Here is a 16,934-nt window from a genome sequence, read left to right on the forward strand (position 1 = left end):
TCCTTTTGTGCGGCAATCGGAATATTGATACTGCTCGCCATCATTTTGTTGGAGGGCTGGTACGGCAAAGAAAAGAGTCGGTAGACTGCGGTGCATATTTTTTGGGACTTGCCATGAACCTCACTGATGCCACGCTCGTGCTGCTGCTCGCGGCACGTATCCATGGGACCGACGAAGCTGTCAGGGCCTCGGCGAAGAGCGTGGTCAAGAAGTTGCCACGCAGCAAGCGCGATCTGATCTACAAGGTGATCGACAGTCGGAGCCCGCTCGATCTGGTGGATTTTCTGGCGCAGAACCTGGATACGGAATGACATGCTACGGGTGTGCGCCCCTCTGTTGTTCTTTGCGTGAGGGGCCCGCGGCGTGATGTCGTCTGTTTTCAGGGAACAGAAAAAAGGGCTCAACTCGCGTTGGGCCCTGTGAAGCGTTTGCAGTGGTGAGATAACGATCAAGCTCCATCGTTCATGCACAGCGAGTCATCCACGACGGCTTGCTTCAGTTGCTGCTCCAAGTTGAGTACATACTCCGAGGCGCTGCGGGCGTGACCGCTGGCGCGGAAGATCGCACGTTTGTCAGCCTTGAGCAGGCTGAGCCAGGAATCGATGTAGCCCTCGTGCCTCAGCTCTCCCTGTATACCGGTGTAGGCACATAAAAACGCCGCGCCCATTTCGGCGATCAACTCCTCAAACGCGTAGCCTGGCGAGCCGAACGGACAGCATGACGTCACGCCTTCGCGCTGTAACCGAGCGTGATGCCCGGTCCAGTGCGTCAGCTCGTGCAGTGCGGTGGCGTAGTACCCGCCTTCGTCTTGAAATTGCGCTTTTGTCGGCAGTTGGATGAGATCCCTGATCGGATGGTAAAAGGCTTCATCTGCAGATCGATGAACGATGTGTGCACCCGAACTTAACAGCAGGTTTTCCGCAGCGCTGTTGGGCTGGAAGGGATCACTCTGTTCCGTCTCGAGCAGGGTTTCATTGAGCATTTCGAGCCCCTCCGTTTGCTCGATGTTGAATAGAAAATGCGTCCTGAGAATGCYAAAGTGAGCGACCTTGGGCTGACCGTTTTCATCGAGTACGAGTTGGCCTGACTCGGTCTGTTCCTCGCGCTCCATCGGCTTGTAGAGCACTGCTAGGGTACTTTGCTCACCCTTACGGATGTGCCCACCGGCTTTTTTGGCTTGGTTGAAGGTCAGCCAACGATCTTGAGTGAACCCCTGCAACCTGGCCTCGGCCCAGAGCAACGGTAAATTGATACCCGAATACGGACGCCGCGTGATGGCGTTAATGGGGAAGGGGTGATGATGACCGACGTGAGCTGAGCCACTTGAGGACCAGGGTTTGATCCAGGGGGCTATGCCTTGGTCTAACGCGGTAACGATCTTGTCAGTCACGTCTTGGTAGATATCGCGCATGGCATTTTCCTCGAGAGAAAAACGGAGGAACGCCTTGCCCGTCGGGGGAGGGTTCCCCGGTTGGGTGATGTGCTGGACTGATGCAGGACTGGCATGCCTTCTGAGTGTGGATCGGGGTGCCGAGTACGACCGTATGCGTTTAGCGTTGATGTTCTCCTGCAAGCGCTATCAGCAAGGCGTTAGGCTGGCCTGGCCTGGCTCTAGGAGCAGGCTGAGACTCAGTTGCAGCAACGGGTTTTGGCGTGGATGACCCGTTGACGCGATGTGGGCTACCTCGAACAGCACATAGGGCTCGTGTGGATAGGCCAGGTGAGCCTCGAAGGCTGCGCGCAATATGTTGGTCAGCCGATCGACCTGCAGCTTCTCAGGACGACCTGAGCGCTCGAACAGTACTGCGCGTTGCCACGCGCCAGGCGTAAACACAATGGGCAACTGTAGGGTGTTCAGTGCTTCCGGCGTAAGTGAGTCGGACATGGTGTGCCTCCGTTGAAAACGCGAAGAAACCTGTCCCGTGCGGGAGATAATTTCCCCGCCGTGGGTTGAAGAAAAGCAAGAAGGTTTGCCTGGCGAGCGGAGCTCGGAAGACGCTCAAATGAGCAGTAGGCGTTCATCACCGTAAAACCGGTGACCGTGCGAGCTACCGAACGCTAATCGCACTTGGGGAAGAACCATCACCGAAGTGACGTAGCCTTGAAGGTTCTGGCTACCTGGGAAGGAGCTGTCGATAACAGCGATCCGTACCTTGTATTTAGCGGAGCGATTTATACGGGTCAACCTCCGAAGAAAAGCTGTGTCCTGATGTTCGTCTTCTATCTTCCAGTGAAGATTTTTTGGCTGGGCAAGCTGATAAACGGTCAAGCACGGACAGTTTTCAGTAGTAGGCTGTTACTCCTGTCTCAATCATGAAAACGCTCAGAAGAGGGCGAGAACATGCCGACTCAGAACCCTGTTCAGAATTCACGTGCTCACCGCTGGGCGTACGCCTGTGGCATGTCGGTAAAGCGTGGTTATCGCAAATTGAAAGTGTTTGAGTCCCGCCTGGCTGAGCGTGCGGTGACGGCAGGTATGCCTGCGGGTAAAATATTCGTTCACGGGAGCTTTCTGATTGCCAAGCTGGCATTGATCGGAGGTTTGCTCCTTGTCAGCGTTTGGCTGGTTACTTTTTTTGTGATGATGTTGGCTGTCATCACGTTGATATGGTTCAGGGCTTTTGTTGGTTCCGATCATCAAGAGGAAAGTCCAGGGCCAGACTACCTGGGGGCTGATCTCTACATCGGTGACTTCGACGACAATGGGCATTATATAGGCGACAGCAAGTCATCTAATTGAGCGCTTAGCAGCACCCAATATTTGATCCGTACCTTTACTCGCTGAATCACTTGCGGCTTTGCTACCGTTCGCCAACATGCCTTGAATCCCGTTGCCGACTGAATATCCTGCCCAGCTCATGGCTCCTAGAAACAGCATCGGTAGCACGATGAACATCGCCCCCATCACATACTCAATTACCTGCGCCGTGACCGTCCCATTCATAAAGCCGGATGTGGGCAGCGATAACAGCACTTGATTGGACGCCGAAACTTGGTTGTACAAGGTGTCGAGCATGCTGGAGTCGACCCAGCGGGCGAGTTCCCACCAGAAGCTCAGCATGTGCAAGGTGAACAGCGCAAACGTCACCGTCATGACGGTCTTCAACTGGTAGGTACTGACCAACAGAATTAGCGGCAAGCTGATGATGACGCCCATGATCAGGAAAGCCTGCACCATCGGCAGGGCAGCACGTAGCGCATTCATCGCCGGGAAGTTGCTGAAGGAGCCAAGGGCCAACCCGGTATTGGTGGCTAGGTTGTTGAGCCCCTGATTGATCGAGCCGCCGCGGGCACTGGAGCCATAGTCCTGGTACACCTGTCCGGGCGACATGGACATCGATTGCTGGCGCGGGCTGACCAGCTCACGCAGGGTGGCATCCTCGATCTCGTTGCTCGAACGACCAGTCAACCAACCCTTCAGCTGAGTCAGCAGCGAGGGATCGACCTGCTGGATCAAGCGCTCGCGCAACCCAACACCGCTATCACTCCACCACTGCTTGCAGGTGGGGTAGCCCGCGCCATTCTCCAGCCGAGGTAAGGAAACATCTCGGCTTTCGTCATACGGCCAGCTGACTCGCGGTGTGCGCGAACGATCCGTATCGTAGTAACCGGGTGTGTCGAAAAAATAGTTTGAGCCGATCCAGGAGGCGTCATGACTTTGTGCCTTGTCCAACTGCGGACGGTTGGTGAATAGCCGAGAACGGGAATAGCCATAGCAATCGCGAGTGAAGTCGGCAACTTCCTGCAGCAGTACCTGACTGACGATGCGCGAGCTGTCGATCTCCATGCGCATTTGTCGGATATCCGGTTCGCAGGGGATGGCGGCGGTGGCCGCCGCGGTTACTCCTTTGCTCAAGGCATGCACCAGAAACCACCAGATCGGTACGTTGGCGGAGCGTTCTCCGATAGTATTGAAGGTGGTCCCCCAGGCGGTTTCCGTCGGTTTGGCGACACTCACGCCGCAGCGCTGACTCGCTGCATCATCGAACGTCATTGACGAGAGGCTCAACGGAAAGACCGGAGCGCAACCGAACAACACGACGATGTAGGCCAGCCACAGCCGGTTCTCGATCCGCGGCACCGAGAGCAGTCCCTTGTTGCCTTCATCCGCGCCTTGCTGACGGGCAGACAACCATTCCTGCAAGATGATTGCACCAAAGGGCGCGGCGAATAGCCCGGTGTCGGACAGGACACTCCAGAGGCCGTTGTTGATGATCCAGGCCAGCAGAGAGAGGTAAAACTCCAGGTAGCTGTTGGTGCTCATGAGCATGGTGGTGACCTCACAGTCGGGTGAGTTCGACGCAGGTAAAGAGCACGAGCCCTAATGCTCCGATGCGCTGCACACGCAGTCGATCCTGTGGTCGATGTCGGTAGCGCCGAAGCAGATCCCACCAGAGCGCAAAGAGGGCGGCGTAGAGCAGGGCACGCCACAACCGCAGATAAGGTCGTGCGGATTCGAATGCCTGCTGCCAGACCTCGAAACTACCCAGTGCAGTGCGGCCGATCCAGGCGACCAGTGCGGCGGTCAGGATCATCACCGCGGCAATCCCCAGACCTGAAAGCAGAGTGAATAGCGGTGAGCGTTTCATGGCTCACTTGCGCCTAGCGTCAGCATCATTGAGTCGGCCCGGCTCAGGGTCGCCTTGCTCGACGGTACGCGAAGCATCGGCACCACCCGCATGTCGATCGAGCACTAGGCTGGCGGTATTGGTGGCGAGCATCTGCCGGACCTGCAGCTCGGTTTGTAGCAGACGTATTTCGCGCTCCAGGGCGTCGAYATTTTTCGTCAAGGCTGTCTGGGCCGGCTCGGCGGAAGCGATGTTCGGTTCGTGACTGCCTGCCAGCAGGGTGCGGAGTAGCAGGAGCGCCTTATCGAGTACGCTGGATAGGGCCGTCTCGCTGGCCAGGCGTCGCGCCAGCAGATCCTGGTCGGGATCGTCGCGCAAGGCTTCGATCACGCCACGGGTCACCGGCAGCATTGAACTGGAGGCTTTAGCCAGGTTGTCAGGGGTAGGCGGCAGTGAGCCGGACAGCAACCCTTGCAGAGCCTTTAGGCGTTCGCTATAGGCCTCCTGGATCAGCGGCGTCAGCCCGCTGCCGGCGGTAGCGCGCAAAGTTTCGCAGCTGTTGCAGGTCGCGACTTCGCTCTCGCCCAATACCCGAACGGCCCATTCGGATTCCTCCTGGGGCGAAGCCCATGTCTGGCAAATGGCTCCACCCAAACAGTCGCTGCTACTGATCGAGGTACTGTCATCCACCTTCCGGTTATGCAGCAAGTTATAGCCCGCGCGCACTACGTCGGAGGTCACCCGAATGGGTGTCTGCCCATTCCCACCAGCCTTCGAACCTCCGACCCAGGACACCCCATTGTTGCCGTTTTGGGACTCGGTATTTTTCACCGTGGCCACTGCGTCACCGCCGATTTGCTCCAGATTACTCTGCATCTCCTGGTTCTTGGCCAGCGCACCCCAGCCGGCTTGACCGACGTTGTCCGCCATCTTTTCGGCCATGGACTGGCAGGTCAGCTTGGAGCGGTCGAAGTCGATACGTCCCTGCATCACCCCGTTGCTCAACAACTCATAGAGGCCGGGGTTGGCGCGCTGAATGATCAACGCTGGCAGCGACATCACGGCTTGGGTCGCGTTCTGCACGATGCTGCCCATGATCTGCTGGAAACCTTCAGTGACGCCGTTCAGCTGGTTTTGCAGGGTGTTGGTGAGGCTCATGTTTCCGCACATCATGTTCGCTCGCCAGGACCCACCGACACCGAGACCACTGGGGCGGTAGAGCGAACTCGGTGAGCCGACTGCCGAGCCGCCACCAATGGTGTACATGACTCGGTCGTCGAGTACTTCGCCTTGAGTACCCAGGCGGTAATCGCCCTCGGCGGCGTGGGCATGAGTGGCCATGGCGAGCAGTCCACAGAGCAACAGGCTCATCACGCCCAACCATGATCGCGCGCAAAGCCGACTCATGATGCACCGCCTTCGAAGTCGATACTGAACAGAAAGGTCTGTCCCTCACGTTTGCAACAGCTATAGGGGCGCCACAGCGCCCAGGCGTAGCCGCCATCAGCACTCTGCACCGGATCGCTGGGGAAGATGGCACACGTGGGCTGAATCTGGGGGGAGAGCAACTGCCATTTGTGGGTTGAAGCATCGTTTTCAACGATCGGACCCGGCGGCCAGTAGCCGTCGCGTGGTGCGGGTGTGAGCGGGAAGTACACATGTGGTTGCCCGTTACGGGTGATGACATCGCCGGCCCGTTGCGCCATCACCGCGGCCGCCTTGAAATCATCGGGCTGTACCAGAAAACCCTGCCGGGGGTAGACGTTGCCCCACATGTTTCCCAAGGCCTGCCGACCGATTTCACGGATCCCCGGCATGAGCGACTCGGGGTAAAGACTTTCCGGTATGCCATGGCGCCAGGCCAGCGAGTCCAGGGTGCTCAGGTAGTAGGGCATGAACGCAGTAGCGCCGCTGGCGCAGGCGTAGCCGGAATGCGAGGCCAGTTGAGTGGCGGCCCAGCCACCGGGGTGGCCGATGCCATCGACGTTCTTGAAACGGGGCAGGTTGTTGCGCTGGGTGTTCGGCGTAATCAGGTTGCCGCCACCTTCCGCACCGCTGATGGGAGAGGAGAGGGAGGCCATCTCGGTCCATGGGTTATTGCCGGTAGTGGCGTAGCTCGAGACCACGAGTTCAGGAATGAAATGACGCACCTTGGTCGAGGTTTTGACTGTGCAGCCGAAGGGCGTGCAGAGCAGCCAGTAACAAATGCCGACGACCCTGTAGGCGAGGCAATTTGGCGACAACACCGAGGACGTGATGCTGCCGGTGTCCAGCGCCATGCTTGGGCCGGATGCCAGCAGAATGCTCAGCGCCAAAGGTCGTAGCTTCTGGAGTGTAATTGACGGGCATACGACAGGCATGATCCAGGCTCTTTGGGCTAATGACCTGGACACGTTGAATGATTGAACGTACACCGTCAGTGATAAAGCTGAAGCTGGCGTTGTCGGTTTGCAAGGATTTGCAGGGCGACAAGGTGGCTATTCGATGCTCAGCGCACGGCGAAGGGCGTCTGGCTCGGTGAGTAGCTGAGCCGTTGTGATTTCGAGAATATTGGCGAGTTTGCACAGGACCATCAACGACGGATTGCCCGTGCATCGTTCGATTTGACTGACGTAGGTACGATCGACCTCGGCCATGAGCGCCAACTGCTCTTGGGTAAGGTTCTTTATACGTCGCATCAAGCGGATGTTTTCCGCCAGTTGCAGACGCAGCTGTTCGTAGTCTTGAGTCATGCGCGCAAATTGCGCCTTGAGGGACTCTCAATCCACGGGATATAGTCTACATTGGTATTGATCTAGGGCATTTGGTGCCGAACGTTCATTTTGTTTCGTTATTTCCAGGCTGAGTCCAGCGTCTAACAATAAAATCAGACATCTAGGGTGTGTATGGACGAAAACTACATTTCAATTCCTGCGGCGGATGGTTGCCCAAGTCTTCTGACACCTTGGGGCAACGAATTTGCTCCGATGATCGAGCGTGGCGTGCAATGCGCCCAGGCTTGGCTTGATACGCCCGGTGAGATTCCACTGTGGTGGGAGCTGGCGCAAACACGCAAGACCTTTCCTGTCGGTGATTGCCAAGATGCTTTTGAAGCCGGATTCTTGTTGAGGATTCAGCAGCGGCTTCAAGGCGCATCGTAATAACCTGTCACTCGCTTTAGAGCGCGATACCTGAATAGATTTCCCTAGGCGGGTTCTATGCCTCGCGCTCTATCGATCCGTTCAGCTACCCAGTAAGCGGCTTCCAACTCCGAACAGCCAATGTTCTGCATCAGTGTCCAGCGCTCGGCTTTTTCCTCGGGCTCCGTCATGGCCAGGGCGAGGTAAAGACTGGGCGGCACGGCCCGAAACAGCGTTTCGAGCTTCTTCGATAGCACGACCCCCTCAGTGTATTTACCCGGCTCCTTACTGGCAGAGAGCAGCAAGGCTTTCTGTGCCGGCGTGAGTTTCTTGAACCGTGCGATCTCTTCGATTTCCGCGGGCGGCATGTTCAAACAAATCCACCATTCGATCATGTTGAGCATGGTCTGCGCGGCAGTGGGAAAGTCGGCAAGGTTTTGCGTCGCCAGCCAGAACCAAGCGCCGAGCTTGCGCCACATCTTCGTGCCCTTGACCACGAATGGCGCCAGCAATGGGTTCTTGGTGATGATATGACCTTCGTCAGTGACCATGATGATCGGTCGGCCCAGGTACTGGTCGCGCTCGGCAAGGTTGTTCACGGTGTTCATCAGGCTGATGTAGCTGATGGACATTTGTGCCTCATAGCCTTCGCGAGCGTAAGTGGCGAGATCGACAATGGTCACATCGCTCTCGGGCCAAGGCGTGCCCTCGCGATCGAACAGTTCACCCTCGAAACCTTGGCAAAACAGGTCGATGGACTCGCCCATTTCCTGGGCACGCTCACGACGCTTCTCCGGCAAATGCGGGTCGGCGGCGACACGCAGCAACGCGTCGCGCACGTCGCGGGTCAGCACCTGGCGGTTCGCTGCGACACAGGTCTGCGCCGCATCGAGAATGCACTCGCGAATCAGGCTGCGATCGGCTCGACTCAGGCGCGCCTCTTCCTTGGCCTCGCCGCCGGTGATCATCAAGCGAGCGGTGATTTCCAGTTCGCCGAGCACGTCGCGCTGGTCTTCGCGACCGGCTACCGCCTCATCGTCCAGCTCTCCGATCGACAGACTCGCCACCTGATCCGGCTGTTCGACCAGGCGCCAGGCATCGGCGAACGGGGCGAGACTGACCGAGGCGCCAGGCTTCAATTGGACCTTGTTGACCGACAGGCCCTGTGTCGCGAGGTAGTCGCCCTGCAAACCGAATGAGTTGCCGGCCTCGACGATAAACAGGCGAGGGCGGTACACGGCCATGACCTGCATCAGCAGGGTGACCAGGGTGGCCGACTTGCCGGCACCGGTGGGACCGAACAACAGCAGATGACCGTTCATGGCCCTGTCCAGGCGTGACAACGGATCAAAACTCAACGGCGAGCCTCCACGATTGAACAGGGTGATACCCGGGTGGCCGGTGCCGGTGCTGCGGCCCCACACCGGAATCAGATTCGCCAGGTGCTGGGCGAACATCAGCCGCGTGTACCAGTTGCGCGTGTCGCGGGCCGGGTTGTAAGCCATCGGTAGCCAACGCAGGTAACTGTTGCAGGCGGCGACTTCATCGCCTTCGCGTACCGGTTGCAACCCCGCACCCAGCAGCGCGTTGGCCAGGCTGACCGAGCGCTGGTGCAATTGCTGCTCATCGTGACCGCGCACGTAARACGCCAGGGTGCCCCGGTACAGCTTGTGCTGGCGGCCGATGATCGCGCGAGCCTCTTCGACATCCTGACGGGTCTGGGTCGAGGCCAGGTTTTCACCGATGGCCTTGCGGGCCAGGCGGTTCAACTGCTCCTCAAGTACATCCTGCGGTTTGACCACCAAGGTCAGACTCATCACCGTACCTTCGGGTAACTGGTCGAACAGTGCGTTCACCGCATCGCCCTTATGGGTTTCGCCGGTGAGTTGGCCAATCAAGGGTGCCCGCCGCAGTTTGTCCACCATCATCACCCGGTGGGGCTGATCGTCGAAAAACCAGAGTCCGCATTGCACATCCGAGCGCGGTTCGTTGAAGAACAGCCGCTCGGCAAAGTCGTGATCGAAGGGCAGTTCCAGCGACTCGCCATCGCCCGGCTCCGGATAGACTACGCGGCGGTAGAACTCCTCGGGTGCTTCATCGGTGAGCGTGGGGGCCGGATTGAACCAGGGCAGCAGCCAGGCATACAGACCTCGGCCATCGACTCGCCTCGATTGCACCCCGCATGCCTGCAACGAAGCCGCAATACGTTCGCAAGCCTGATGCAGGGATTGCACTGGGCTGAGTCCCGTCTCCTCATCGCCAGACTCGAGCCAGCGATAGACCACCAGGCGCACCCGACGGTTATTGCCACGCCAGGGCAGGCGCGTCACCACTTTATCCTCAAACAGACCACCGGGCTTGGCGATGGCCTTCAGATGACGGCGGCTAAGCTCCAAATACGCCTCGGTGAAGACCGTGCCTCGCGCGCTGTCCTGGATATAATCGGTGAGCCGGGTCAGGTAGGGGGTGAAGTCGTTGTCGTCCTGGCAGAAAAACTGCGCCACCCACGGCGCTTGATCCAGCTCGTCAAAGCTATCCTGCAGAGCATCCTCGAGGGCATCGCGGGCTGCCATCAGCCAATCGGGTTCGCGCCCTTCGGTGCCAATGGGCAGCAACTCGAACACCGCACCCACCGAACGATTGTCATCGAGCAGAAAACACTGCTCGGTGTCGAGGTACTCGACCCACGGTAGGTGATCGGTGAAGCTGGGGTTATGCGCATAGAGTGCCGCGTCATCGGCCAAGGTGGCGCGCGGGCGCAATGGGTGGCGCCAGGCTTTCCACGCAGGAGTGCGGTTGCCCGAATCGCCGGTACGCACTACAAGTCTTCCTGACGTTCACCCGGCAACGCGTACTGCACCCGTTGGTAGAACGGAAAGACGGTCGAGTAACCCGGGATGGGTGCCTGCTCGGTACCACTCAAATGCGGATACACGTACAGCACCAGATCGGGGTTGGGCAGGCGAGGGAACAAATTTCGGATCTCGTTCGTCGCTGTGCGCGTGTACGGTTCTTGGAGTGAGGCGGAGAAATCTGCCTGGACCAGCGGGCGGCGTAACTGCTGCCGAGCATCCAGCAGTTGCTGCTGAGTGCCTTGCGAACCGGCGCTGTTCCAGATGTCCAGCATGGTTTGCTCGCCATGGGGCAGAAGCGTCTCCTTGTCGGTGGAACACCCCGTCAGGACCCAGCAGAACAAGCTAATCCAGATCAGGCAGGGAGGCATGGTCTTTTTCATGGCGAACGCTCCGGCCCTTGGGCTCGTAGTCGATGGTGATCTCATGGTCGAGGTGCAGCGCGACCGGTGCGGCCGGTGGCACGTACACGGCAGCAAAAGCCTCGCCATACAGCTTGTTCACCCACTCGCGGATGTCGCTGACCCCACCACTGAGGATTGAATTCAACGCGCTGTTACCCGTGCTACTAGTGACCCCGAGCGTACTGCCGCCCGAACTGATCACGCTGCTGTTGTTTTGCTCATTCCCGAGCAAGGCAGCGACACCCGCGCCGGCCGCAGTGATCAGACTCTGGCTGCCGAGATACTGCTGGGCGTTCGAGCGGCGCTCGCCGGCAATGCAAGGAATGCCATACGGATCGGACAGGTAACCGAGTCCACCGCGGATCTTGTCGGTGTTTGAGCTCTGGGTGGTGGAGGCAGTGCGGCTGGCTACCGCCTTCGGCTGAGGCACCGTGCGGATGGTGCCATCGGTAAACACAAAGGTGATCGACTCGACCTGTCCGCGTACGCAAGACAGGGTCCAGTCACCGGACGCCGTACCGCTCATCACGGCTCCCGCGACGTCCGGCAGGTCGATGCCGTTGGCAGTCAGGTTCTCCGGACCGACCAGCACCTTGAAGGGATAGGGGTCATTCACGGTGCCGTCCACCGGGACTCGGCCGATCAGCGCGGTCATGGCGACCGAGCCCATCAATGTCGCGTTTTCGGGGATCGTGTAGACCGGCTTCGCGCCTTCGGTACGATCAACGGATCGCGTCAAGTCGCGCTCACCCTTGGTAACTGCACGTAGCTGTTTCTGGCTGCGATCAATCGCGTTGTCTTTCAAGCCTTCCAGAGAGTTGAAAGCGGTAGGCAGGCTCAGTGCGGAGGAAGTCGTGGTTTTGCCTCTGGCGTCGGTGGACGGAGCATCCGAGGGTTCAATCCACTGCAGCGCATCCTTGGTAGAGTGTCGCCCTTCGAACTGAGCGCCTTCGCCGGGCTCAAGCCCCAATCCGATCGGCATGTCCTTGCTTTTGCCAGCCAGCCCCGACAACTGTTCCTGCAATTGCGTCAGCAGGCTGCGAGCCTGACGACTGTCTTGTTCCGCTTTGAGTCGGGCCTCGTTGGCTTGGCGGCGGCCTTCGTCGACCTGCTGGGTCGCACTGCCAAGCGCGGTCTGGATACGCGAATCGACACTGTTTTCCCGCTCGCGTAGGCGGTTGTTTTCCGTCTGCAGTGAGTCATTGTGTTTCTTCAAACCGAGCATGTCGCTGCGCATGGCCTTCACCTGCCCGACCAGGGTGGCGACCGTATCGCGTGGGGTATCGCCAGCAATGCCGAGCGACTTGGCTTGCTCGGCGGATAACTGAATGTTGCCCTGATCAACTGGGTTCTCTGGAGAGGGCGTGCTACCACCCGCGACCCAAGTTTTCAGGATGATCAACACCACGGCCAGTAGCGCCGCCGGTACCAGCCATTTGAGCAAGGCGTTAGCTTTCATCGTCAGCACCTCGCGCAACGGGCGGGAGCAGCACCGCTTGTTCGAGGCCGGCACCGCGAGTGACGAGATAGGCGATCGTAGTGTCTTCGGCACTGCCGACCGGCCCGAGGAAAGCATGCTGGAAGGCGGCGGCGAACAGCTTGGCCTGAAGCCGGCGCGGATCGAGTTGCACCGTCGCTGGACCACGATTGCGCAACTTCACCGCCGTCACCCAGTAATCACCGAGTCGCCAGGCGGCGATGGGCGTGCTGGACACGTTTTCGGTCGGCAGCAAGGTCGGCAGTTCGCTGCGCAGCTTGAGCGGTACGCGGCTTACGCCGGGTAGGGATTCTACGGTGCGCATCGACGCGTACAGGCTCTGTGCGGCATAGCGGGTCAACGCGACCGGGATCGGCGTACGTTCTTGAACAGGGGCGGTGCTAGATTCTGCCTCGGCAGCCTGCACCGGAGCATGCTTGAGAATACGCACAGGCTCCAGCGGTTGATCGCCGGGCGTGGTCGCGATATCCAGCAGGATGATCTCACCCGTCGCGACCGATTGCAGTTGCAGTCGGGTCGGGGCAATGGCTTCCGACGCGCGCAGGTACAGCGTGCCGCCGGTGGATTGCACGCGCAGCTTGCCCGTCAAGGTTGAGGGCACGCCGACGCGAACAGCCTCATCGACAAAGACCACCCGCTCCTGATTGATCACCAGCGGGACCGCGAGGGGGAGGCGTTCCCAATGCATCAGCTCGACGGCCTGTGCCGCGACTCCCCACAGCGTTAGTGCGACGGTGAGTCCCAGGGTCGACATCCGCTTCATGGTTCACCTCCAGGCAGGAAGATTTTTTGCGGAGTGCCCTGGTAGCAGTCCAGCGCCAGCCCCCACTTGTTGCGCTCGGGATCCAGGTCAAAACGCACCACGCGCAATGGATAGCGCACCACCACCCGTTTTACCGGTTCGGCGGCGTAATACTCATCGGCGTTGAGGTCGAGCTTGACCAGCCAGCTGTCGCGGTCGAGTTGCTTGACCCTGAGTTCCGGATCTTCGCTGTAGCCGCGGCCCAGAATTTCGTAGACGCCACGCACCCGCTGGCGCAACTCGCCGGCGGCCTTGCGGTACTCGTAGTCACCGTCGAGGAAGGCCTTGCAGGCGGGTGTCAGGTAGGACTGCAAGCCATAGATGGCGCGGCGATAGTCCTGCTCGCCATCCGAGGGCCAGCGGTTGAGCTGACCAAAGATGTACAAGGCAAAGGCATACACATTCTCTGAGGGGATATCCCACCACTTGCGCGTGCTGCCCGAGCGCAGATCCGGGGGGACATGCACGGTCAGATCGGTCGGCGCCGAGCGCCAGCCAAACCAGAGCCCGGCGCAGACTAGGGCAAGGATCATTACCGCCAGACGCAGGCTAAAGATATGGGCCTGTTGGGCGTCCACCTTGTTCCGAAAGCGACTCATGGTTGCCACCGAGACAGGGCAGGACGCAGCCGACGTGAACGGCGGACCGTCCAGGCGCCTGAGTGGAGGATCAGACTGCCGCGACCCAGGCGCCAACGGCTGGCCAGTACCCATTCGAGTTTGCGGTACAACCAGGTCTCGGGGCGAGCCCGTTTGGTCCGGCGCAGTAGCGTGCCACCGGCCAATAACACCACCGTCATGCCTGCGATCATGCCAGTCGGCGCTATGGCCATGGAGGCGGTGGCAATCGCTAGAGGAACGCCCAGCAGTAGGCCAATGACGGCGCCGGTGCCGAGTGCTACCCACATCTCATCATTGGTCAACCCTCGCAATACGGCGGGATCACGATTGAGTCGCTCTGGGAGAAAGACCAAGGTGCCGTCAGCCAGGCGTTCGATAGTGTCTTTCATGTCGACCTCACAGAATCGCGGCAGCTTTGGTCAAAAACCAGATAATAATCACCACCAACAGGGCGCCGATACCGACCACAGCGCCGAGATCCTTCCAGGTCTTGCGCTGATTCTGTACGTCGGCATAGACGGTCAGCGAGTGCCAAGCCACGCCGAGAAAAGCGAGCAGGGCGATCAGCAAACCGAGCAGGATGCCGCCGTCATAGGCGTAGTTTTTGATTGTTTCGATCAACCCAGATCCTTCGCCACGCGAAGGGGCTTCCATGGTGGGGAGTTCGGCAAAAGCCAGGCTTGGACCGAGCACCAGCAGCAGACCGATCAAGCGCTGGCTGGCACGATCACGCAGGTTGTTTTTCAGGGGGGCAAGGCACTTGAGCATGACGGCGATCTCCTGGTTAGGACAGGGTGAAGAAGATTAGGACGATTAGGGCGAGCAAGACGCGCGCAGCGCTGCCACCGAAGGCGCCGAAGCGCACGCTGCCGACCGCCCAACTTCGGTAAGCCGTCCACATCACCCAGGCGCACCAAAGCAAAGCCAGAACGAGAACCAGGGATAGCCAGAGCGTTGAACTACTCTGCGGTGCGAAGCCGGAGGCGTTTTGGAATGCTGCGATCTGAGCGTCAGTCATGCTCATGGCGAGGACTCCGGGGGCAGCGTGTCGAGGCGGTAATCACCGACCAATTCAGCGGGATCGCGGGGTTGAGCACGGGAAGGGAACAGGTAGCCCTGCACTCCGTGACGGATGCGCTTAATGTCCTGGATCAGTCGGGGATAGTCGAAGCGATAGCGTTCGTTTTGTTCAGTCGTATTGGCTAACTCAGTTTGCGTCGCAAGGCGTTCGATATTGTCGAGCTGCTGCTGAACCATGCTGAGCCGTATCTGCTCATCCGCTGATGCGGCATAGCCGCTGCCATGAGCGATGGCCAGTGAAAGGAGTAAAAAGCAACGAAAGACGGTAGTCGACATGATGCTGGTCCATGTGGAGGTGGAGCCAGCATCAAGTTAGCGGTTGAGTTACTCAGTATTAAACGCGAGATGGGATGTATCGCTTTTTTGGAGGCGAGCGGGAAAAATTTACCCACGCATACGCCAGCAATCGATTGGGTGAAAAAGAGAGCCCAGTCTAACAATCCTTCCCCATTAATAATGTGTTGCTTATAAGGCAATGAGTGGATTTACTTCTACTTGAAGGGCGTATGGGTGACGAAGAGTCAATCATCGCTTAGCATGGGGGCGTTCACTTCTAATTTTCCTAACCTGAAGGAAGTTTCACATGTCTCGTTTGGCTGAATTTCGCAAGCTTGAACAACAACTGGCCGAACAGCTCGCAGAGCTCGAGTCGATGAAAAGTGACTCCGGTCTGAAAAAAGAAATGGAATTTGAGAGCAAACTACGTGCGTTGCTTGGCGAGTACGGCTTCAGCTTGAAGAACATCATTGGCATCCTGGATCCAGAAGCTGGTCGTCGTACCTCGACACCAATAGCTGCCCCCGTAAGGGCAGTCCGTAAGGCTCGCGAAGTGAAGATTTACAAGAACCCAAACTCTGGTGAGGTGATCGAAACCAAGGGAGGAAATCATCGACAACTGAAAGAGTGGGAAGTCGAGTTTGGCGCAGACGTTGTTGACTCGTGGCGTACTCAGTAAGATCGGTTTGATGATCAGGGGCCTGTAAGGGCCCTTTTTTATTGGTGAGAATTATAAGTCAAGAGTGCAAGTCTTGACCCAGTCCTGCACCAGTTTAATTGGTGGTTAGATTCTTGATATTCCCCCAAATCTTGGAAGCCTACATTTTTATCTGATGCTCTAATCCATAGTGGGAGTCGAGGACGACCTCTAGCAGCTTTATTTGCATTCGTATGGTGTGTCAGTTTTCGGTCGCTAGATAACTATCCTGGCATCGGGACATGTAAAGAAAAAACTGGTTTTTCCGAATCAGAGATACTTCTTGAATGTCGTTGCCGTGATTGCCGTAATGATGCCGAGCATCACAGCACAAGGGAAAAACACAGCCATAGGATTGAACGAAAAGGGTAGGGACAAGTAGATAACCCAGGGCACGATCAGCAGTGGTATCACGGCTCGTTTAGCTCGATGGTAGACAAAGCTACTTTCTCGCCCTGCGCCAAATTTACGTAGGTCCCGGCGCATCAGTCCATCAACAAATCCAGTGAACATGGCCAGCAGAAACAGGGGGATGGCCAGGACCAGAATGGTTAGGCGCACCACGAAGGTAAAGGTCACATACACAGCCGCCAGCACGAAATCCTCAATGGTTACGTAGAACTGGTTGATCCACTCCCAGAAGCCGTCGCCCTGGCTCGCCACCCGCGCCTGCTGGGCAAAATCTGCAAAGCCGGTCTTGACCAACAACCACTGATTGAGAAAATCCAGTACCTGGATGATCGTTTGCCCAGGCTGCTGGAGGATGAGTGAAGATTTGAAGTGTTCGCTAAGCCAGTCCAGTTCATTGGTCAGCATGGCCTGGCTGTGCCGCCAGCCCTGATCGCCCCAGAACAGCAGTAGGCCTGCAAACTCGATCAGGATCGAGAACAGCAACGAGGCGATCAGTACACCGATAATGCGTAAAACCAAGCCAATCGCCGAGACGATTAATCCTGGGCGCTGGATCGGTTGTGGCGGCGTGTTATGTGTGGAAGTCGCCATCGTTCACTCCATTGCG

At 58.3% G+C, this 16,934-nt stretch carries 20 protein-coding genes and 1 pseudogene; 4 read left to right on the plus strand and 17 right to left on the minus strand.

Annotated features, from left to right (window positions below):
- The first annotated feature begins 113 nt into the window (after positions 1 to 113).
- A complete protein-coding gene (locus AC1D2P_RS11460; RefSeq protein ID WP_044269227.1) occupies positions 114 to 311 on the plus strand; it encodes a DUF7740 domain-containing protein in 198 nt (65 codons plus the stop codon).
- A 137-nt stretch (positions 312 to 448) separates the two neighbouring features.
- Here AC1D2P_RS11460 and AC1D2P_RS11465 read toward each other — a convergent pair whose 3' ends face one another.
- Positions 449 to 1,411 (minus strand): ArdC family protein, encoded by a 963-nt coding sequence (locus AC1D2P_RS11465; RefSeq protein WP_477811435.1) that lies wholly within the window; start codon positions 1,409 to 1,411, stop codon positions 449 to 451.
- 139 nt (positions 1,412 to 1,550) lie between these two features.
- Positions 1,551 to 1,885, minus strand: a pseudogene (locus AC1D2P_RS11470) (hypothetical protein).
- 456 nt (positions 1,886 to 2,341) lie between these two features.
- Between AC1D2P_RS11470 and AC1D2P_RS11475 the strand changes: the two are divergent.
- The gene (locus tag AC1D2P_RS11475; RefSeq protein ID WP_477757547.1) at positions 2,342 to 2,740 is read left to right on the plus strand and encodes a DUF3742 family protein; all 399 of its coding nucleotides are present in this window, start codon (positions 2,342 to 2,344) and stop codon (positions 2,738 to 2,740) included.
- Here AC1D2P_RS11475 and AC1D2P_RS11480 read toward each other — a convergent pair.
- The 5 genes from AC1D2P_RS11480 to AC1D2P_RS11500 form a co-directional block, all read right to left on the minus strand.
- Positions 2,729 to 4,270, minus strand: coding sequence for a conjugal transfer protein TraG N-terminal domain-containing protein (locus tag AC1D2P_RS11480; protein ID WP_477757548.1), 1,542 nt, complete (start codon positions 4,268 to 4,270; stop codon positions 2,729 to 2,731). The two genes, AC1D2P_RS11475 and AC1D2P_RS11480, sit on opposite strands and share 12 nt — an antisense overlap.
- Positions 4,271 to 4,280: 10 nt before the next feature.
- Positions 4,281 to 4,589, minus strand: coding sequence for a hypothetical protein (locus tag AC1D2P_RS11485; protein ID WP_477757549.1), 309 nt, complete (start codon positions 4,587 to 4,589; stop codon positions 4,281 to 4,283).
- A gap of 3 nt (positions 4,590 to 4,592) precedes the next feature.
- Positions 4,593 to 5,975 (minus strand): integrating conjugative element protein, encoded by a 1,383-nt coding sequence (locus AC1D2P_RS11490; protein ID WP_477811436.1) that lies wholly within the window; start codon positions 5,973 to 5,975, stop codon positions 4,593 to 4,595.
- Positions 5,972 to 6,928: a TIGR03756 family integrating conjugative element protein gene (locus tag AC1D2P_RS11495; RefSeq protein WP_477757551.1), complete on the minus strand. Its 957-nt coding sequence runs from the start codon at positions 6,926 to 6,928 to the stop codon at positions 5,972 to 5,974. Before AC1D2P_RS11495 ends, AC1D2P_RS11490 begins: the two co-directional genes overlap by 4 nt.
- Before the next feature lie 117 nt (positions 6,929 to 7,045).
- Complete coding sequence (locus AC1D2P_RS11500; protein ID WP_103408630.1) at positions 7,046 to 7,300, minus strand: helix-turn-helix domain-containing protein; 255 nt, start codon at positions 7,298 to 7,300, stop codon at positions 7,046 to 7,048.
- A gap of 153 nt (positions 7,301 to 7,453) precedes the next feature.
- Between AC1D2P_RS11500 and AC1D2P_RS11505 the strand changes: the two genes are divergently transcribed.
- A complete protein-coding gene (locus tag AC1D2P_RS11505) occupies positions 7,454 to 7,708 on the plus strand; it encodes a LasR-specific antiactivator QslA (RefSeq protein ID WP_477757552.1) in 255 nt (84 codons plus the stop codon).
- A 44-nt stretch (positions 7,709 to 7,752) separates the two neighbouring features.
- Here the strand turns inward: AC1D2P_RS11505 and AC1D2P_RS11510 are convergent, their stop codons facing one another.
- Genes AC1D2P_RS11510 through AC1D2P_RS11550 form a run of 9 tightly spaced genes read right to left on the minus strand, consistent with a single transcriptional unit; the run spans position 7,753 to position 15,219 of the window.
- Positions 7,753 to 10,506, minus strand: a complete 2,754-nt coding sequence (locus AC1D2P_RS11510; RefSeq protein WP_477811437.1) for a conjugative transfer ATPase — start codon at positions 10,504 to 10,506, stop codon at positions 7,753 to 7,755.
- Entirely contained in the window at positions 10,506 to 10,922 is a 417-nt protein-coding gene (locus AC1D2P_RS11515) for a TIGR03751 family conjugal transfer lipoprotein (RefSeq protein ID WP_477757554.1), read from the minus strand. The genes AC1D2P_RS11510 and AC1D2P_RS11515 overlap by 1 nt, the downstream gene beginning before the upstream one ends.
- Positions 10,885 to 12,402 carry a TIGR03752 family integrating conjugative element protein gene (locus tag AC1D2P_RS11520; protein WP_477757555.1) on the minus strand — a complete coding sequence of 506 codons (1,518 nt, stop codon included), beginning with the start codon at positions 12,400 to 12,402 and terminating at the stop codon, positions 10,885 to 10,887. Before AC1D2P_RS11520 ends, AC1D2P_RS11515 begins: the two co-directional genes overlap by 38 nt.
- Positions 12,392 to 13,204, minus strand: coding sequence for a TIGR03749 family integrating conjugative element protein (locus tag AC1D2P_RS11525; protein ID WP_477757556.1), 813 nt, complete (start codon positions 13,202 to 13,204; stop codon positions 12,392 to 12,394). The genes AC1D2P_RS11520 and AC1D2P_RS11525 overlap by 11 nt, the downstream gene beginning before the upstream one ends.
- Positions 13,201 to 13,842 (minus strand): PFL_4703 family integrating conjugative element protein, encoded by a 642-nt coding sequence (locus AC1D2P_RS11530; RefSeq protein ID WP_258668121.1) that lies wholly within the window; start codon positions 13,840 to 13,842, stop codon positions 13,201 to 13,203. Before AC1D2P_RS11530 ends, AC1D2P_RS11525 begins: the two co-directional genes overlap by 4 nt.
- Positions 13,839 to 14,252, minus strand: a complete 414-nt coding sequence (locus AC1D2P_RS11535) for a TIGR03750 family conjugal transfer protein (RefSeq protein ID WP_258668122.1) — start codon at positions 14,250 to 14,252, stop codon at positions 13,839 to 13,841. Before AC1D2P_RS11535 ends, AC1D2P_RS11530 begins: the two co-directional genes overlap by 4 nt.
- A 7-nt stretch (positions 14,253 to 14,259) precedes the next feature.
- Positions 14,260 to 14,631 (minus strand): TIGR03745 family integrating conjugative element membrane protein, encoded by a 372-nt coding sequence (locus tag AC1D2P_RS11540; protein ID WP_060738069.1) that lies wholly within the window; start codon positions 14,629 to 14,631, stop codon positions 14,260 to 14,262.
- A gap of 16 nt (positions 14,632 to 14,647) precedes the next feature.
- A complete protein-coding gene (locus tag AC1D2P_RS11545; protein WP_258668124.1) occupies positions 14,648 to 14,887 on the minus strand; it encodes a TIGR03758 family integrating conjugative element protein in 240 nt (79 codons plus the stop codon).
- Positions 14,884 to 15,219 carry an integrative conjugative element protein, RAQPRD family gene (locus tag AC1D2P_RS11550; RefSeq protein WP_258668125.1) on the minus strand — a complete coding sequence of 112 codons (336 nt, stop codon included), beginning with the start codon at positions 15,217 to 15,219 and terminating at the stop codon, positions 14,884 to 14,886. Before AC1D2P_RS11550 ends, AC1D2P_RS11545 begins: the two co-directional genes overlap by 4 nt.
- A gap of 307 nt (positions 15,220 to 15,526) precedes the next feature.
- On the opposite strand from AC1D2P_RS11550, the gene AC1D2P_RS11555 reads away from it, so the two are divergent.
- Complete coding sequence (locus AC1D2P_RS11555) at positions 15,527 to 15,898, plus strand: histone-like nucleoid-structuring protein, MvaT/MvaU family (protein WP_258668126.1); 372 nt, start codon at positions 15,527 to 15,529, stop codon at positions 15,896 to 15,898.
- Between the two features lie 288 nt (positions 15,899 to 16,186).
- Here AC1D2P_RS11555 and AC1D2P_RS11560 read toward each other — a convergent pair whose 3' ends face one another.
- A complete protein-coding gene (locus tag AC1D2P_RS11560; protein WP_258668128.1) occupies positions 16,187 to 16,918 on the minus strand; it encodes a TIGR03747 family integrating conjugative element membrane protein in 732 nt (243 codons plus the stop codon).
- Positions 16,919 to 16,934 lie beyond the last annotated feature (16 nt).

The organism is Pseudomonas sp. P1_F1_2, from assembly GCF_056405815.1.

Excerpts from the sequence above, each read along its gene's own strand:
- AC1D2P_RS11525 (WP_477757556.1), bottom strand. The coding sequence starts at position 13,204 with ATGAAGCGGATGTCGACCCTGGGACTCACCGTCGCACTAACGCTGTGG.
- AC1D2P_RS11550 (WP_258668125.1), bottom strand. The coding sequence starts at position 15,219 with ATGTCGACTACCGTCTTTCGTTGCTTTTTACTCCTTTCACTGGCCATC.
- AC1D2P_RS11545 (WP_258668124.1), bottom strand. The coding sequence starts at position 14,887 with ATGAGCATGACTGACGCTCAGATCGCAGCATTCCAAAACGCCTCCGGC.
- AC1D2P_RS11555 (WP_258668126.1), top strand. The coding sequence starts at position 15,527 with ATGTCTCGTTTGGCTGAATTTCGCAAGCTTGAACAACAACTGGCCGAA.
- AC1D2P_RS11485 (WP_477757549.1), bottom strand. The coding sequence starts at position 4,589 with ATGAAACGCTCACCGCTATTCACTCTGCTTTCAGGTCTGGGGATTGCC.
- AC1D2P_RS11460 (WP_044269227.1), top strand. The coding sequence starts at position 114 with ATGAACCTCACTGATGCCACGCTCGTGCTGCTGCTCGCGGCACGTATC.
- AC1D2P_RS11495 (WP_477757551.1), bottom strand. The coding sequence starts at position 6,928 with ATGCCTGTCGTATGCCCGTCAATTACACTCCAGAAGCTACGACCTTTG.
- AC1D2P_RS11520 (WP_477757555.1), bottom strand. The coding sequence starts at position 12,402 with ATGAAAGCTAACGCCTTGCTCAAATGGCTGGTACCGGCGGCGCTACTG.
- AC1D2P_RS11530 (WP_258668121.1), bottom strand. The coding sequence starts at position 13,842 with ATGAGTCGCTTTCGGAACAAGGTGGACGCCCAACAGGCCCATATCTTT.
- AC1D2P_RS11560 (WP_258668128.1), bottom strand. The coding sequence starts at position 16,918 with ATGGCGACTTCCACACATAACACGCCGCCACAACCGATCCAGCGCCCA.
- AC1D2P_RS11500 (WP_103408630.1), bottom strand. The coding sequence starts at position 7,300 with ATGACTCAAGACTACGAACAGCTGCGTCTGCAACTGGCGGAAAACATC.
- AC1D2P_RS11475 (WP_477757547.1), top strand. The coding sequence starts at position 2,342 with ATGCCGACTCAGAACCCTGTTCAGAATTCACGTGCTCACCGCTGGGCG.
- AC1D2P_RS11515 (WP_477757554.1), bottom strand. The coding sequence starts at position 10,922 with ATGAAAAAGACCATGCCTCCCTGCCTGATCTGGATTAGCTTGTTCTGC.
- AC1D2P_RS11540 (WP_060738069.1), bottom strand. The coding sequence starts at position 14,631 with ATGCTCAAGTGCCTTGCCCCCCTGAAAAACAACCTGCGTGATCGTGCC.
- AC1D2P_RS11535 (WP_258668122.1), bottom strand. The coding sequence starts at position 14,252 with ATGAAAGACACTATCGAACGCCTGGCTGACGGCACCTTGGTCTTTCTC.
- AC1D2P_RS11505 (WP_477757552.1), top strand. The coding sequence starts at position 7,454 with ATGGACGAAAACTACATTTCAATTCCTGCGGCGGATGGTTGCCCAAGT.
- AC1D2P_RS11480 (WP_477757548.1), bottom strand. The coding sequence starts at position 4,270 with ATGCTCATGAGCACCAACAGCTACCTGGAGTTTTACCTCTCTCTGCTG.